Annotated in this window: 13 protein-coding genes; 5 read left to right on the forward strand and 8 right to left on the reverse strand. The window is 53.3% G+C overall.

Features of this window, described 5'->3' with window-relative positions; all coding sequences use genetic code 11:
* Nucleotides 1-1,341: signal recognition particle protein (ffh, locus tag INT19_RS08585; RefSeq protein WP_193060454.1), on the reverse strand; the 1,341-nt coding region annotated here is incomplete at its 3' end.
* A gap of 246 nt (nucleotides 1,342-1,587) precedes the next feature.
* On the opposite strand from ffh, the gene INT19_RS08590 reads away from it, so the two are divergent.
* Complete coding sequence (locus INT19_RS08590) at nucleotides 1,588-2,385, forward strand: cytochrome C assembly family protein (RefSeq protein ID WP_089039269.1); 798 nt, start codon at nucleotides 1,588-1,590, stop codon at nucleotides 2,383-2,385.
* Nucleotides 2,386-2,503: 118 nt separating this feature from the next.
* Entirely contained in the window at nucleotides 2,504-3,781 is a 1,278-nt protein-coding gene (locus INT19_RS08595; RefSeq protein ID WP_038480964.1) for an HlyC/CorC family transporter, read from the forward strand.
* An 11-nt stretch (nucleotides 3,782-3,792) separates the two neighbouring features.
* On the opposite strand, the gene INT19_RS08600 is transcribed toward INT19_RS08595, so the two are convergent.
* Complete coding sequence (locus tag INT19_RS08600) at nucleotides 3,793-4,446, reverse strand: 1-acyl-sn-glycerol-3-phosphate acyltransferase (protein WP_226912948.1); 654 nt, start codon at nucleotides 4,444-4,446, stop codon at nucleotides 3,793-3,795.
* Between the two features lie 14 nt (nucleotides 4,447-4,460).
* A complete protein-coding gene (locus INT19_RS08605; RefSeq protein ID WP_038480958.1) occupies nucleotides 4,461-5,075 on the reverse strand; it encodes a TetR/AcrR family transcriptional regulator in 615 nt (204 codons plus the stop codon).
* Between the two features lie 187 nt (nucleotides 5,076-5,262).
* Here INT19_RS08605 and INT19_RS08610 point away from each other — a divergent pair, with 187 nt between their 5' ends.
* Together INT19_RS08610 and INT19_RS08615 are read left to right on the forward strand one after the other, a co-directional pair.
* Nucleotides 5,263-5,940: an SOS response-associated peptidase gene (locus INT19_RS08610; RefSeq protein WP_089039271.1), complete on the forward strand. Its 678-nt coding sequence runs from the start codon at nucleotides 5,263-5,265 to the stop codon at nucleotides 5,938-5,940.
* 8 nt (nucleotides 5,941-5,948) lie between these two features.
* Entirely contained in the window at nucleotides 5,949-8,795 is a 2,847-nt protein-coding gene (locus INT19_RS08615; RefSeq protein WP_193060456.1) for an insulinase family protein, read from the forward strand.
* A 48-nt stretch (nucleotides 8,796-8,843) separates the two neighbouring features.
* Here the strand turns inward: INT19_RS08615 and sbcB are convergent, their stop codons facing one another.
* The 4 genes from sbcB to minC all read right to left on the reverse strand — a co-directional run bounded on the left by sbcB (nucleotide 8,844) and on the right by minC (nucleotide 12,474).
* A complete protein-coding gene (gene sbcB, locus INT19_RS08620) occupies nucleotides 8,844-10,337 on the reverse strand; it encodes an exodeoxyribonuclease I (protein ID WP_193060457.1) in 1,494 nt (497 codons plus the stop codon).
* Between the two features lie 163 nt (nucleotides 10,338-10,500).
* Complete coding sequence (gene minE / locus INT19_RS08625) at nucleotides 10,501-10,752, reverse strand: cell division topological specificity factor MinE (protein ID WP_038480946.1); 252 nt, start codon at nucleotides 10,750-10,752, stop codon at nucleotides 10,501-10,503.
* Complete coding sequence (minD, locus tag INT19_RS08630) at nucleotides 10,749-11,567, reverse strand: septum site-determining protein MinD (protein WP_009724070.1); 819 nt, start codon at nucleotides 11,565-11,567, stop codon at nucleotides 10,749-10,751. The genes minE and minD overlap by 4 nt, the downstream gene beginning before the upstream one ends.
* Before the next feature lie 157 nt (nucleotides 11,568-11,724).
* The gene (minC, locus tag INT19_RS08635) at nucleotides 11,725-12,474 is read right to left on the reverse strand and encodes a septum site-determining protein MinC (protein ID WP_038480943.1); all 750 of its coding nucleotides are present in this window, start codon (nucleotides 12,472-12,474) and stop codon (nucleotides 11,725-11,727) included.
* Between the two features lie 182 nt (nucleotides 12,475-12,656).
* On the opposite strand from minC, the gene INT19_RS08640 reads away from it, so the two are divergent.
* Entirely contained in the window at nucleotides 12,657-15,464 is a 2,808-nt protein-coding gene (locus INT19_RS08640; RefSeq protein WP_193060458.1) for a DUF349 domain-containing protein, read from the forward strand.
* Nucleotides 15,465-15,584: 120 nt separating this feature from the next.
* Here INT19_RS08640 and phbB read toward each other — a convergent pair whose 3' ends face one another.
* Entirely contained in the window at nucleotides 15,585-16,331 is a 747-nt protein-coding gene (phbB, locus tag INT19_RS08645; RefSeq protein WP_089039277.1) for an acetoacetyl-CoA reductase, read from the reverse strand.
* Nucleotides 16,332-16,507: the final 176 nt, after the last annotated feature.

The following is a 16,507-nucleotide window of genomic DNA, read 5'->3' on the forward strand; positions in this document are numbered from 1 at the left end:
GCCCATCATGCCCGACATGCCGCGCATCATTTTCTGCATCCCGCCTTTTTTGCCTGCTTTTTTCATCATTTTCTGCATCTGCTTATGCTGTTTTAGCAGGCGATTCAGGTCAGGTACTTGCAGGCCAGCACCCGCTGCAATACGGCGTTTGCGCGAACCATTGATGATATCGGGCTTGCGGCGCTCTTTGGGGGTCATTGAGTTAATCAATGCCTCCAGCTTGCCAAGCTCTTTTTCCGGACCAGGGCCTTGTGCCATATCAGCCATTTGCCCCATGCCAGGCAGCTTGCCAAGCAGGCCACCCATGCCGCCCATTTTTTTGAGCTGCTGTAACTGATCGCGGAAATCTTCCAGATCAAAACCGTCACCCTTCTTGACCTTGCTGGCCAGCTTGGCGGCTTTGTCCTTATCTACCGTGCGCTCGGCTTCTTCGATCAGCGACAGCATGTCGCCCATACCCAGAATCCGTGATGCCACACGATCCGGATGGAAAGGCTCTAGGGCGTCTACTTTCTCACCAACCCCCATGAACTTGATGGGCTTACCAGTGATATGGCGTACCGAAAGTGCTGCACCGCCACGGGCATCACCATCAGCCTTGGTGAGAATCACCCCGGTCAGCGGCAGTGCATCGTGAAATGCTTTCGCCGTATTCACCGCATCCTGGCCGGTCATGGCGTCGACCACAAACAGCGTTTCTTCCGGTGAAATTGCTTTATGCAGCGCCTGGATTTCGGCCATCATCGCTTCATCGATGGCCAGCCGCCCGGCGGTATCGACTAATACGACATCATGGAACTGAATTTTGGCGTGTTTGATCGCCGCCGTGGCAATATCCACTGGCTTCTGATCGGAACGAGACGCAAAGAAATCAACCTGAACTTCTTTTGCCAGCGTCTCTAGCTGATCAATCGCCGCTGGACGATAAACGTCGGCGGAGACCACCAGCACTTTTTTCTTTTCGCGTTCACGCAGGTAACGCGCCAGTTTAGCAACAGAGGTGGTTTTACCCGCCCCTTGCAAGCCTGCCATCAATACGACCGCAGGTGAGCCTTTTAGGGATAAGCCTTCATTGGCTTCGCCCATGATCGCTTCCAGCTCTTGCTGGACGATTTTAACGAATTGCTGGCCTGGCGAGAGGCTCTTTGAGACTTCCTGGCCAACAGCACGTTCACGAACACGCTCAATAAATGCCTTCACCACCGGCAAGGCGACATCTGCCTCTAACAGTGCTTTACGCACTTCGCGCAGGGTGTCTTTGATATTGTCGTCAGTTAGCCGCGCTTGGCCTTTGATCGACTTCAACGTCTGGGAAAGACGCTCACTCAGATTCTGAAACATGGGGCCTCTGCCTCCGTCGTTGTCGCCGGGCGGTCACACCGGACGAATGTAGGATCGATTATACGCGCTCGCCGCGCGAGTCTCCATGGTCGTCAACATTGGTTATCGATGGCTGTGCGACGCCGCTATGATTGGTTATAGTAGGCAGACTGTTCTAGCTTGAACGATTTAGCACCGCTGACTTTCACAGCGTTGATTCAATGACACTGGATTCAACAACGCGCTGCAAGGCGCACGGATAGCATCATGCAGGCGCTCCCTTTCGCCACGATCGCTTTTATACTCTATGTCGCCGCTGCCATTTGGCAGGGCATGACCTTATTTCGTCGCGTGCCACCACGCCAGGGCATGGTGCGTCTACTTGGTGCGCTTGGGCTTTTACTGCATATCCCAGTGGTCGTGGAGCTTGTTAGCTCAGCCCCAGGGCTACTGCCTGGTTTCACAACCAGCGCAACGCTTCTGATGGCCGTGGCCGTCAACGTTGTACTCGTCGCCAGCCTGTTTAAGCCGGTGCTCAACGCTGGCATCGTGCTATTCCCTCTCGCAGGTATCGCGCTTATTTTTGCCACTTGGTTACCGAGCCAGGGGAGCCAAAGCGGCTTAACGCCCGGCATTTTACTGCATGCCGTCAGCTCTGCGCTGGCGTTTGCCGTCTTGGCAATTGCGGCGATTCAAGCGGTGCTGGTCGGCCTGCAGAACCAAGCACTGCGCCATCACCATATTCGTGGCATTGTGCAATCGCTACCACCGCTCACCACCATGGAAAGAGTGCTGTTTGAACTGGTATGGTCAGGCATTATATTGCTGACACTTTCGATCATCAGCGGACTAATCTTTCTCGACAATATGTTCGCGCAGCATTTGGTGCATAAAACAGTACTTTCGCTGGGAGCGTGGATTATTTTCACCACACTTTTAGTGGGTCGCTATCGTTTTGGCTGGCGTGGCATGCGCGCTGTGCGCTGGACGCTTGGCGGGTGCATACTGCTACTGCTAGCTTACTTTGGCAGCAAGTTTGTCCTGGAAATCTTGCTCCATCGCTAAACATATACTCACCGCATTATCAGCACTGATTTAATTTGGCGTTGATAACAGTGGCCTTGACAGGCCACTTCCATACTTCTAAAAATCGAGCCTAATACGCCATAAAGGAACTTTCGACTTGAGCGACGACTTCCCCCTGGGGTTACTGTTCGGCCTGCTAGCCATTTTGATATTGCTGTCTGCCTTTTTCTCCAGCTCTGAAACAGGCATGATGTCGATAAACCGCTATCGACTAAGCCATCAAGCTAACAGCGGTGATCGCCGCGCAAAGCGTGTCATGCGGTTATTAACGCGTCCCGATCGACTAATTGGCGTTATTTTAATTGGCAATAACTTCGTCAATAACTTAGCCGCCTCAATTGCGACCATCATTGCCATTCACTTCTTTGGCGACGTCTCCGGCCCCGCTATTTCAACGGCGCTACTGACGATTACCATCCTGATTTTTGCCGAAGTCACACCGAAAACCTACGCGGCCATCAAGCCTGAGCGGATCGCTTACCCTACCTCCCTGGGCCTGGAGCCACTGCTCAAACTACTTTACCCACTGGTATGGCTAGTCAACGTCATCTCAAATGGCCTATTACGCCTAATGGGCGTTAAAAGTGTTGAGAACGGCGGCGACAGTTTAACCCGCGATGAACTGCGCACTGTCGTTCACGAAGCAGGCACGCTAATTCCCTACCGACACCGCGCTATGCTGCTGTCGATCCTTGATCTTGAGAATGTCACAGTTAACGACATCATGGTGCCCCGGCACGAAGTTCTTGGCATTGATCTTGACGACACGCTGGAAGATATTCTGACCCAGATCCGCACCAGCCAACATACCCGTTTACCGGTCTATAAAGGCGATATCAACAATATTATTGGCATGCTACATCTACGCAATGCAGCGCGCTTTTTATCGCGTAGCGAAGTCACCAAAGCAGCGATTGTTCAAGAAGCACGGGAGCCGTATTTCATTCCCGAATCCACACCGTTACATACACAGCTACTGAACTTCCAAAAGCAGAAGCGGCGTATTGGTATTGTGGTGGATGAGTATGGCGACGTGGAAGGCTTGGTAACCTTAGAAGATATTCTTGAGGAGATTGTCGGGGAGTTCACCACCGATGTCTCAGAAGATGATGAAATTCATCAGCAAGATGATGGTAGCCATGTCATTGAGGGCACTGCCAATATTCGTGAAATTAACAAAATGCTTGGCTGGCAACTGCCCACTGACGGCCCCAAAACCCTGAATGGCTTAATTCTTGAGCACCTGGAAGCGTTTCCGGAAGGGCCTGCCTGCTTGCAGATTGGTAATACGCGGATGGAAATTTTAGAAATCCGTGACAACCTGATCACTTCAGCACGCTGCTGGCAAAAGCTGCGCCTTGCACGCCGAACGTAGCGACTGACCGTCTAACCAATTTGGCGGTGGGTGATTTCGCTATCACCCGCTGCCTTCAGCGCCCTCACACGAGCCTCTAAATAGCGGCGCAAGGCAATATCCTCTACCTCATGAACCAATACCGGCGGCCCGAAGTGTAAACTGACCGGCGCACGAAAACGTGACGGCCATTTTTTAAGTGCCTTACCACCGTAGTGTGATGTCCAAGACCCCCACAACCCCGCCAAGCCAGCCGGAATGACGGGCACATTATCGCGTGCAAGAATGGTTTCGAGCCCGCGCCTAAAGGCGTGGATATCGCCATCTGGGGTGATACGCCCTTCAGGAAACACCATTACGACATCACCTTCGCGAAGCGCGTGGCTCACCTCATCCAGCGTTCGACGCAATGCACCAGGGCTATGCCGCTCTGATTCAATCGGAATCGCGCCCACAAGCTGGAACCACCACTTTAGCCAGCGAGATTCAAAGATGGGCTGATCCATCACAAACCGCAGCGGCCTGGGGCTACCGCCGCCTAACACCAACGCATCCATAAAGCTGACGTGGTTACAGACTACCAGGGCAGCGCCGCGCTTAGGTACGTTCTCTTGGCCATGTACAGAGAACCGATAACACACACGCATAACAACATAAATGGCGCGACGCAACGCGCAACGCACCATTTTCAACCACCACGTCACGTCGCCGCCTCCCGGTGGCGCAGGCCAGCCAGCACCGTGCTCATTAGCTGATCCAGCAGCTCATCCACCTTCAACTGCTGACCTTGCCAATAGCCTAAGCGCTCGTTTAATCCAAGCTGCACCAAGCCGTGCACGCTCCCCCAGAGGGTGCGCCCAAGGCGTCGCGCTTCAAGATCATCCAATGCTGGCTGATACCGTTTCAACGAGGTTTCCACCTGCGTGAACAGCGCTTCAATAAGATCGCTCTGGCGCTGATCCAGCTCGCCTTCTTGGGCCAGTGGATAATCAAATAGCAGTTGCCAGCGGTAGCAGCCTTGCTCAGCGAAGCGCCAATAAGCGAGCGCTAGCGAGCGCAGCCATGGCTCAGGATCATCTTCTGCCAGGCTAGTAATGGTATGCTGTAAGCGTGCCAACGTTTCAACGTTGACGTGCTGCAATAAGTTATTAAAGCTGCCATATAATTTAAGCAGCGTACTTGGCGCGCAGCCCACTTCTCTGGCCAGGGCACGCAGTGACAAACCATGGACTGGCTGCTTAGCCAACCACTCATCACAAGCGTGCATGACCTGCGCGTGGAGGGCATCGGGCGCATGCTGTCTAGGACGGGCCATGGCGATCTCTTAAGGTCAACGGCAAACAGGAAGAATGCCTCATCGCGCTTTAGCGTGAGCAAGGGATACGCTAGGATACCTTACATCGAACACTGTTTTCGACACTAAAACACGACATTTAACCTATTGTTGCGTTACCCCGCCATTTTGCACTCTCACGAGCCCCATTTCGCATAAGGAGACAGGCATGACGGGACGCCTTCACGTGCAGCGCCTCACGCTATCACGCCTTGTGCCCTCGCTGACTGATACTGAACCACTTATCGAATCGCCTAACTTAGCGCCCCGACAGCCTGTATCAGCAATACGACTTGAGCAGGGACGTTTGCGACTTCAGCCATTATTTTGGGGGCTAACGCCTCCTTGGCTGAAAGTACTCGACCACGCGCCCCATTGCGCTAGAGCAGAAACGCTTAACCAACGCGCCATGTTTAACGAGGCGTTTAGCGCCCGCCGCTGTGTCATTCCAGTCAGCGGATTTTATATCTGGAAGATACAAGCACACAGCAAGCAACCCTATTTAGTGACCCACGTTAACCGAGGGCCACTGTTACTGGGTGCTTTATGGTGCCGTTACCACACAACGCTCACCGCATTTACTGACTCGACGGCGCTAATCAGCGTACCTGCCAACGCCTGCCTTTCTTCACTGACTGACCGATTACCTGTCGTTATCCCTCCAGAAGCGTTAACGCGCTGGCTGGACCCGACGACCGACCTTGAAGCACTCAATGCGCTATTAATGCCTGCGCCATTGGAACTGTTGGGCGCTTTTCCGGTATCAAAACATGTTAATAATCCTGCCTATCAGTCATCATCCTGCGCCCACCCGGTAGGGCCGATGCTGCGCTGGGCTGTGCCATAGGAACCGTAATGTTACGATCTCATGAACCTCTGCCTAACCGTGACGCTGTACGGCAGGCCGTCATCGGCGTCGTGATTGGCGTCGCTTGGTGCACGCCTTTTTTCGCCTTCGCTCAAGACACCCCAGTGAAGGACGCCATCACGCCTATTGTCAGCCCATTTGACGAACGCGATTACCGCGTACTGACGCTGGAAAATGGCCTTCAAGCGCTGCTTGTTAGTGACCCAGAGGCCGATAAAGCCGCCGCCTCCATGAACGTTCGCGTAGGCAGCGCTCAAGACCCTGACGACCTGCAGGGGCTAGCCCACTTTTTAGAGCATATGCTGTTTTTAGGCACTGAACCGTACCCTCAGTCTGATGCCTATCAGCGCTACATTTCTGATAATGCGGGCTCCCACAATGCGTTTACTGCCCAACAAGACACCAACTATTTTTTTGATGTTGAGCCTTCGGCCTTGCCAGGCGCACTGGACCGCTTTAGCGAGTTTTTCCTTTCGCCGCTATTTAACGCCGACCATTTAGAAAGCGAGCGGAATATTGTCCACTCTGAGTACATGGCACGCATTCGTGATGAATCCCGCCGTGAAAACGATGTATTGAATCAGCTACTAAATCCTAGCAATCCCACGACGGGCTTTGCAGTAGGCAGCCGTGACACCCTTGCCAACCCAGCCGAGGGTGAAGCCACTCTCCGCGAGCGAGTGATTGATTTTTATCATCGCTACTACGATGCCAACGTCATGAATTTGGCCATTGTTGCCCCCCAGCCACTCGATACTCTTGAGGCATTAGTTGTCGAACGCTTTGCAAGTCTTCCCGACAATGACCTAAGCGTCCCCACCATTGACACGCCGCTGGTCGATTCAGACACGCTGCCCCGCTACATTGAGCGCCAGTCGCTACAGGATCGCCGCCAACTACGCTTCTATTTTCCGATTCCCGATCCTACCGATGAATACCGTACCAAGCCGACTCAGCTAATTTCTCACCTACTGGGCGATGAAGGCGACGGCAGCTTACTGGCAGCGCTACGCAAAGCGGGCCTTGCAGATGCACTTTCGGCGGGCGTGGGACGAGGTGACGGCAATGAGGCGCTCTTTGCGATCTCGATTAGCTTAACGCCAGCCGGGGCACAGCGACTGGACGATATTGAGGCCACACTATTTGCTGCCATTGAGCAGATACGCGAGGAAGGATTAGCCGAGTGGCGCTACGAGGAACAAAAAAACCTGAATGAACAAGCGTTCCGTTTTCAGCAGCATGGCGCACCACAGCAGGAAGCCACCCGCTTAGCCATGAGCCTTTCTCGTTATCCGGTGGATGATGTGCAGTATGCGCCTTACCGGATGGATGGCATGGATAGTGAGCGTCAGCAGCTGTATCTCGATGCACTGACCCCAGACAACATGCTGCGTTTCTACTCTGCGCCAGACGTAGAAAGCGATACCGTCTCGCCTTGGTTCAACACCCAATGGAAAGAGCAACCACCAACTCAGCCAGGGCAGGCGCTAGGAGGCCTAGCGTTACCGGAACCCAACCCCTTTATCGCCAATGACCTTACTCTCAAGACGGGACAAGATGAGCGCCCTGAAGTGTTGATTGATGCGCCTTCGTTTACCGCATGGCACATGCAAGATAGCCGCTTCAATACGCCAAGCGTTGAGTGGCGGGTAAGCCTCCAGCACCCCAGCGCCAGCTATTCAGCTGAAGAAGCGGTACTCACACGTCTCTTAGCGAGTTGGCTAAATGACAGCCTAAACGAGTCGTTATATCCAGCCTGGCTGGCTGGTCAATCGTTCAGCGCTTACGCTCACGGACGTGGTATGACGCTGTCATTTTCAGGCTGGCGCGATGGACAAACGCCACTGATAGAGCAGGCGATTAAGCAGCTTAAGCATGCCGACATTTCTCCCAGCGCTTTTGAGCGTGTGCGCTATCAACTCCAGCGCGAGTGGCGCAATGCTCCCCAAGCATCGCTCTATGGCCAGGCAGGCCGGGCACTGGGCGAAGCACTACTGACCCCCCAATGGTCAGCGACTGAATTACTTGATGCCAGTCAGCGGTTAGAGCGCCACCACTTAGAAAACTTCCGCAAACGGTTTTTAGACGCGCTTTACATCGATGCAATGGCCGTTGGCAATTTGGATAAAGAGCTGGCTCGTGAGCAGGCCAATGTAATACGCGGCGCGTTATCACCACGTCTCACTCGTGAGGATATCCCTGCGCTTGAAGCACTACAGGTGAGCAATCAGCCTGAGGTGCTTCATCCACACAGCACCCGCGAAGAGTCCCTTGTGCTGCGTTATTTACAGGGTCGCGACACGTCCACTGAAGAGCAGGCGCGCCTCAGCGTATTGGCGCAATGGCTGGATACGCCCTTTTATCAGCAACTACGTACCGAGGAGCAGCTTGGCTATATTGTTAATGCGGGCTATTCCCCGCTGTTAGAGGCGCCGGGGATTGCCTTGGTAGTTCAGTCGCCGGATGTTGAGAGCAGCATGATCGCCGAGCGCATGGACGCCTTTATGGCGGCAGCGGGCGAGCGCCTGAATACGTTAACCGAGGAAGCGTTAGCACCGCATCGTCAGGCCGTTCATTCTCGCTTGACCCAGCGAGACACGAGCCTACAGGGCATGGCAAACCGCTACTGGCAAGCCACAGCACTGGAGGACGTGCACTTTGATCGCCGTGAACAACTCGCCACACTAGCGCTGGATGTTAGCGTACAAGAACTGCAGGCACTGTGGCCGACGCTTCAATCACACCAGTTAGATATTCGCTACAACCCTGGCGACTCACCAAGTGATATCGCCCCCTACCGAGCAGCACGCGTGCCGTTTACCGATGCACGCTAAGTGCTAATTTAAACGATTTAGCTTAACGATTTAGCTAAGCTCGCCAGCTCAGGCATCAAACGCCTGAGCTGGCATCATTGACTCAACGTACATCACCAACTCTTCCAGCACTTGGCGCTCGCGATCCGATAGGGTCTGCTGGTTATAACGCTCTATTTCTCGCGCAAAGGCTTTCAGCGTAAAACCCGACAAGGCCGGATCATTAATGCGCATCCAGCGAAACGCATCCCACTGCTCGCGCTCTTCGCCCTCCAGCGTGTCTGGATAACTACGCGCACGGTAGCGAAACAACATTTCCTCCAGACGAGGATCTTGAAAGGCAAAGCGCTGGCCGACTAAATCCCAGGGATCCATTGCCAATGCTCGCTCCATTTGCTGGCGATCAGCCGCAGAGAAAAAGCTGCCGGAATAGAGCATTAAGTCAGGGTCTTGAGGCACATCTTCGTAGGCTGCGTTAAATACCTCAGCTACTTTTTGCGCCACACCGCTAGCCTCTCGCAGCGTTTTCCAATGGCCGCGACAGGCATCAATATCAATCGTTAACCGCTCAATGATCATGCCGTATTCGCCTTTGTGCGGACCATCCACATCTTTTAACGCCGTCGCTGGAAAGATGACTGGACAGCGATTAATGTGGATCACTTTCAGCGGTATACGCACTTCCCCCTCGGACAGATCCTGCTGACTGACGAACACACGTTCTCTGATTTGCTCGGCACTCATAGTCAGCAAATCACTAGGATCAACGCTTAAGTCGTAAACAATAACGCCATTAGGGTTCGTCGGATGCTCGGCCAGTGGCATGACCAATGCGCTACAACCACGGCTGGCAGGGTAACGACGAGAGATATGCAAAAGCGGTTTAGCGCTGGGCAAGTCTAACTGCTTGGCCACTGCGCGCTTGCCACGCATGCCCAGTAAATAGTCGAATAATTTTGGGTTTCGGGCTTTTAGCAGACGCGCTAGCGCAATGGTGGCACGTACATCAGCTACCGCATCATGAGCGCCTTCATGGGCAATGCCATTGGCCGCCGTTAAGTGTTCAAGTTTGAAGCTAGGCGCACCATCTTCCCGCTGCGGCCACTCAATGCCGTCGGGGCGCAAGGCGTAAAACGCGCGCACCACATCAATCAAGTCCCAACGGGAGTTGCCGTTTTGCCATTCGCGGGAATAAGGGTCAAGCAGGTTGCGATAAAACAAGTGACGGGAGATTTCATCATCAAAGCGAAGGCTGTTATAGCCCACTACGCAGGTGCCTGGCTCACTCATAAAGCCTTGGACTTGGCGGGCAAACTCCCCCTCAGGCAAGCCTTTCCGCTGCGCTTTTTGCGGTGTAATACCGGTAATTAGGCAAGCAGCAGGGTGAGGCAGGTAGTCATCAGCAGGTTTGCAGTAGAGCTCTATCGGCTCACCGATTTCATTAAGCTCGGCGTCAGTGCGTAATGCGGCAAACTGAGCGGGCCGATCGCGACGCGGATCAGCACCAAATGTCTCATAGTCATGCCAGAGAAAACTGGCAGGGGCAGCATTAGGTGGCGCCATTGATGAAATCTCCTTGAGCATAGCTTCCCGCCCACAAGCCAACGAACCACTTGCCGAAGCGGGTACAAAAGCCCAAGCCTAGCACAACCGCAGCGCCTCTCGCCGCCCCTCTTAGCGAATAGCCATGCTTAACGACTGGCTATGCTGCTTCCATATGGAAACGTCAACCTTTCGGCAGCGTAACATTGAGCTCCAACACTGAGCAATTGTCTTCGCTATCAAGCGAAATTTGAATGGCATCATCATCGACCTGTACATAACGACGAATGACTTCCAACAGCTCGCGCTCGAGCAGCGGCATATAATCTGGCTGACCGCGCTGGCCGCGCTGATGCGCCACGATAATTTGCAAACGCTCCTTAGCCACCGAGGCGGATTTCTTGCGCTCACGCTTCAAGAACTCCAGCAATTTCATCGCCGACCACCCCCGAACATACGGTTCAACAATCCCTTACGCTGTACTTCATGAAAGCGCAGAGGCATATCTTCACCTAATAGGCGCGATACAGTATCTGAATACGCCTGACCTGCATCGCTCGCCGCATCGTGAGTAACGGGAACCCCCTGGTTCGATGCACGTAATACCGCTTCGGATTCAGGGATTAAGCCAAGCAGATCGATAGACAAGATTTCACGAATATCATCAAGGGTCAGCATGTCCCCAGACGTTACGCGAGAAGGGTTATAGCGCGTAATCAGCAGATGCTCTTTAACAGGGTCTAAGCTTTGTTCAGCGCGCCGCGTCTTGGAACCAAGCAATCCCAAAATGCGGTCAGAGTCACGCACTGAGGAAACTTCAGGATTCGTGACAACAATCGCTTCATCAGCGAAGTACATAGCGAGTTGAGCCCCCCTCTCGATTCCTGCGGGGGAGTCACACAAGATAAAATCAAAATCTTGTTTGAGCTGCTCAAGGATTCGCTCTACGCCTTCCTGCGTCAGTGCATCTTTATCACGCGTTTGAGAGGCTGGAAGAATAAATAAGTTTTCAACGCGTTTATCGCGAATCAGCGCTTGGTTAAGCCCTGCTTCCCCTTGGATAACGTTTACCAAGTCATAAACAACGCGGCGCTCACAGCCCATGATTAGGTCGAGGTTACGTAGACCAACATCGAAATCAATGACGACTGTTTTTTTACCGCGCAGGGCAAGTCCTGTTGAAATAGCGGCAGCGCTGGTGGTCTTACCAACCCCCCCTTTACCGGAGGTCACTACAATAATTTTGGCCAAGAGTTACTTCCTTCTTGAAGTCGTTCATCGCGAGCGCGTTTAAAGGGTCGCACTGCGCACAACGGGAACATCAATGTCAACAACATGACATACTGTAACGTATAGCGCTTGCGACGTCGCTAGGCATTAAGCACCAACACACGCTCATGCGTTTGAATTAACCCAGCGGCTTAATTTCCAGCTGCTCTTTAGCGAAATGCACCTCTGCAGCACGGCCAAGCAACTGTGAATCAATATCTTCTAACCGTTTGTAATTGCCTGCCACAGAAAGAAGCTCTGCTTCCAATTCTCGACAGTAAATACCCGCCTGGGTATTGCCATGAATACCCGCCAAGGCACGTCCGCGAAGCGCTCCGTAGACGTGGATACTACCAGCCGCCAGGACTTCAGCGCCCGCATTTACTGCCCCAATCACCACTAGATCGCCTTCTGATGCGCTTACCTGCTGGCCAGAGCGCACCGTACCGCGAAATAAGCGTGTTGCTACCGCAACCACTTCCTGGTCGGCAGCTTCCACCTCGTCTATGGCGTCATCAGGGGTAGCAGTAGTATCAACGCTCTCTAATAGCCTAGACCGCCCTTCTTCAACAGGGGCAAACCAGCCTAGCCCTAATGCCCAGGCAGATTGACGTACTGGCTCAGCTCCGCCACGTACGGCGACCGGCAGTAATTTATGATCGCGACATACCGCGCAAATGCGCTCAAGCGCCAAGTGAGGTTCATCGAGTTTTTCCACGCTCAGCACAACCGGTGTATGCTGAAAGAACGCGGGGGATTGCGACAACTTGCCAGCTAGCTGACTTCGTATATGTTCCGGGTCAGCACTGCTCAATTCCATGACGGTCATTGGCAGCATGCCACCTTTAAAGGTGAAGGCAATGTCGGCACTATTGGCGTTGAGGCTCATGGCCGAACTCCATGTCATGTTCAGGTAAGATAAAGGTAGCGCAATCTCGCGCTGGGTGTTGTGAAGAAGTATTAATCATCACAGCGCCTACAGCAAAGCTAAGCGACAGCGCCGATGACTGCAACTATCTGTCATCGGTAGTTGATTTTTTTCACGCTACGCACCTCTCTGCAGGATGATCCATGCACGGACTGTTAAGACGCCTGTTCGCTCCTCGGTGGCAGCACCCTGATCCCGAGGTGCGTCTCAAGGCACTCGACCAGCTTGACCCTCAACAACCAGAACAGCAACAAGCGCTAAAGCAATTAGCACAGGATAAAGAGAGTAACATCCAGCTTGCTGCTCTACTGGCCCTTGATGACTTAGCGGAGCTTGTCAATGCGCTTCCAGAGCATCGTCAAGACGAAGCTTGGTTTAACGCGGCTTGCCAGCGCTTATGTGGCTCACAGGGCCACACCGACCTGCAAAAACGGCAGGCTATTGTGGCAGAGCTATCGGAGCCTCGGTTGCTCAACGCCATTGCACTTCAGGGAGACAACCTTAATCTGCGGCTCGCTGCGTTAGAGCAATTAACCGTTGAAAGCGACTTCGTCCACCAAGCCTGCCATAACGGCGTGGCAGCGGTGCGCCATCAAGCGGCTCAACGAATTGAAAGTGAAGAGAGCCTCAAAAAGCTATTAAAAGAAGCGCGTCGTGACCGCCAGGTCATTCGTCTGGCGCGAGAAAAGCTCACCCAACTGCGCAATGATGCTGAGTGGCTAGCGGATCAACAAGCCCAGCGTGAGCATCTGCTTAAACAGTTAGAACAGCACGCCAGGGCTCCCTGGGAGCCGCTGTATGGTGGTCGCTTCCGTCATTTGGAGCGTGAGTGGCAAAGCCTTTCCCACCCGCCCAGCGTGACGCAAGAGCAGCGTTTTCATCAGGCAGCGCTTAGCTGCCGAAAAACACTGCATCATCATGAAACGCAAGAACAAGCGCGTCAGCAGAGCATTGCTCATCGCGAAGAGATTGAACGAACTCGCGATCAACTGCTTGAAGGCATTGAAGAAACGTTAGAGGGCCTGGCACATGCAGAGCAGCTAACAGTTCAGGATATCGATAGCCTACGGGCTCAACGCCAACTACTCGGCCAGCGTTGGCAATCCCTGTCAGATCAACACCCGCCTGGCGAGAGCGTTCAACAACGCTATAGCCAAGCACTGAAACGCTATGAAGTATGCATGGAAGCATGGCAGCGCTGGCAAGCCATCAGCGCAGATATAGAAACGGCCATTGCCAACCAAGATAACGTGGCCATTGCCAAGTACGTTAAGCAGTGCGCTTGGCCTAAACACATAACGCCTCCAGAGCTACTCAAGCATGCACAAGCGTTAAAAGATGCTGACGTTTCTACCAAACCCACCCCTACCGCGTCACTTAACGCGCTTAGTGCCGACGTGGATAACTTTGAACACTTGTTAGAGCGTGGTGCCTTTAAAAGTGCCAGCCGCCTCTATCAACGCCTCAAACCCTCCATCGACGAACTGACAGGGGAAGACGCCAAGCCGCTAAAAGCACGCGTGAAACAGCTAGGCGCACGGTTAGCAGAACTACGTGATTGGCGCGGTTTTGTGGCCGGCCCGAAACGCGAGCAACTCTGCGCTAGCATCGAAGCGCTGGCTGACGATCAACACATGGCAGACGTTGCCCTTGATCGCCACCATCGCCAGTTGGTAAAAGAGTGGAAATCGCTCGGCGATGCCGCTGCTAATCGCGAACAGTCGGCACGCTTTCGCGCGGCCTCTGATCGCATTCACGAGCGTTTGACTCCCTGGCGAGAACAGCTTAATCAAGAGCGTGATGCCAACCTGAAAGGCCGTGAAGCACTCTGCGAACAACTTGAAACGTTGCTTAATCAGCCAGCAGAGGATGCCGACCCCGATGTATTGCGCGAGATCCGTGACAAAGCCCGCCACCAGTGGCGTCACTACTCTCCGGTTCCTCGAGACCAATCAGAAACCGTTGGCCGTCGTTTTGGAGCTATCCGTCATCGCCTCCAGGCGCTTATTGACCAGCGAGCAGAGCAGATCGCTAGTCAAAAGCGCATGCTTATCGAACAAGCGAAAAGCTTACAGGATGACCACGAATCACCCTTAGCCGCCCGCATAGCGAGCACAAAGCAGCTACAGCAGCAGTGGCGCGCGCTGGGTCGTGCTCCAAAAGGCGAAGAGCAAGCCCTATGGAAAGCCTTTCGTCATACCTGCGATCAGCTCTTTGCTCAGCGTGACGCCCACAAGCATGAACAGGCAGCTCGCCAACAACAGAAGCTCGATCAGTTGCAAACATTAATTGACGAAATGGATAGCTGGCAGCCGACGCAAGCCGAAGAATCTGCCACCCTTGCGTCTTATCTAGAAAGCATTAGCCAGCTTGAGCCGTTGCCACGTAATCGACGAAGTGACGGCATGCAGAAACGCCTTAGCGGCATTGTAAGGGCTAAACGTGAGCGCTTAAGCCGCCTGGAAATTGCTCATACAGTGCAGCAATGGCACAGCGCCTTACCGCTGGTAAATGCGCATATCGCCGCAGACCAACAATCACTAGCCGGCGAAGAGCCACAAGCAGTTGATGTGAAAGAGGTATTGAGTGACGGGCTGCCTGCTATTTTTATGAAGGCTCACCAGCAGCGCAATCATGCGCGGCTCACCACTTCCACTCCCCTCTCAGCCGAAAAACTTGCTGAGCTAGAAGATGGACTGGCTCGCCTGAGAGTGCATTTGTCTTTGCTAGCGTTAGGTAGCGTCAAGCAGCGTGATGAACCTCTCCGCCTGGCTATTCAAGTAGAACGGCTAAATGAAGGGATCAATAACGAGCGTAGTCGACCAGATGAGATCAGCGGCATATTAGCAGCACTTATGGCGCTTGGCCCCATGCCTAACCAATTGTGGCGCAAGGAAGCAGAAGAGTTTGACAATCTTTTTAGTCGCCTAGCGCGAGTGCCTCACCCTTAAGCCCTTTATATAAGTACGTTACACAAGTACTGCTCCCCCCCAACACTAGCAACGGGAGGCGAATAGCCTCCCGTTTACGCTTTTCCGTGATTGAATAAATCTGCTTATCGCGTTGGGCGATTAGCCCATAAACTGACCGCCATTAATATCAATATTGGCGCCAGTAATAAAGCCTGACTCTTTATCTGCTAAGAACGTTACCAAGCGACCGATCTCCTCCGGTGTACCGTAACGCTTCACTGGAATAGTTTCACGAATGGCTTCACGCACCTGCTCGGGAATTTTCATGATCATATCGGTGGCAATGTAGCCAGGCGACACGGTATTCACCGTAATGCCTTTGGTTGCTGTTTCTTGTGCCAGCGACATGGTCAACCCATGCATACCTGCTTTGGCAGCCGCATAGTTCACTTGCCCGAATTGACCTTTACGGCCATTGATAGAAGAAATATTGATGATGCGACCGTAGCCCTGCTCTAGCATCATTTCAATAACGCTGCGGCACGTGTTGAAGACGCTATTAAGGTTGGTATCGATCACTTGATACCACTGTTCATAGGACATTTTCTTCATGGTGCCATCGCGAGTGATGCCAGCACAGTTAACTAACACGCTGATAGGCCCATATTTTTCTTGGATTTCTCGAGCACCTTCTAGGCAGGCATTGTGGTCGGAAAGATCGACACCCGATAACGCGATGTTGTCGTAACCAGCGGCTTGCTGGGTTTCCAGCCAGGTTTTGGCTTTCTCAGGATTGTGATATCCCGCGACTACCAAATAACCCGCATCCGCCAATGAATGGCAAATTGACGTTCCGATTCCACCAGTTCCACCTGTTACCCAGGCGACGGGGGCTTGATTGGTCATTGACTACCTCCCTGATATGACAAACGGCTTGGACGCTAAGCATTATGGTGATGTCGCAAGCCATTCTTAATAAGCGCCGTAGCGCCTCAGCATTCACAGCACGTCGTATTGTTAGTTGGACGACATACTGACACCTGAATCCGTGAAGCTGGCGCCGATACTTTCCCTATCAACAC

This window comes from Halomonas sp. 3A7M (assembly GCF_014897875.1).
Taxonomy (GTDB): Bacteria; Pseudomonadota; Gammaproteobacteria; order Pseudomonadales; family Halomonadaceae; genus Vreelandella.

Coding starts and splice junctions, on each gene's coding strand:
- INT19_RS08590 (WP_089039269.1), top strand. CDS start 1,588: ATGCAGGCGCTCCCTTTCGCCACGATCGCTTTTATACTCTATGTCGCC.
- INT19_RS08600 (WP_226912948.1), bottom strand. CDS start 4,446: ATGGTGCGTTGCGCGTTGCGTCGCGCCATTTATGTTGTTATGCGTGTG.
- INT19_RS08605 (WP_038480958.1), bottom strand. CDS start 5,075: ATGGCCCGTCCTAGACAGCATGCGCCCGATGCCCTCCACGCGCAGGTC.
- INT19_RS08610 (WP_089039271.1), top strand. CDS start 5,263: ATGACGGGACGCCTTCACGTGCAGCGCCTCACGCTATCACGCCTTGTG.
- INT19_RS08615 (WP_193060456.1), top strand. CDS start 5,949: ATGTTACGATCTCATGAACCTCTGCCTAACCGTGACGCTGTACGGCAG.
- sbcB (WP_193060457.1), bottom strand. CDS start 10,337: ATGGCGCCACCTAATGCTGCCCCTGCCAGTTTTCTCTGGCATGACTAT.
- minE (WP_038480946.1), bottom strand. CDS start 10,752: ATGAAATTGCTGGAGTTCTTGAAGCGTGAGCGCAAGAAATCCGCCTCG.
- minC (WP_038480943.1), bottom strand. CDS start 12,474: ATGAGCCTCAACGCCAATAGTGCCGACATTGCCTTCACCTTTAAAGGT.
- INT19_RS08640 (WP_193060458.1), top strand. CDS start 12,657: ATGCACGGACTGTTAAGACGCCTGTTCGCTCCTCGGTGGCAGCACCCT.
- phbB (WP_089039277.1), bottom strand. CDS start 16,331: ATGACCAATCAAGCCCCCGTCGCCTGGGTAACAGGTGGAACTGGTGGA.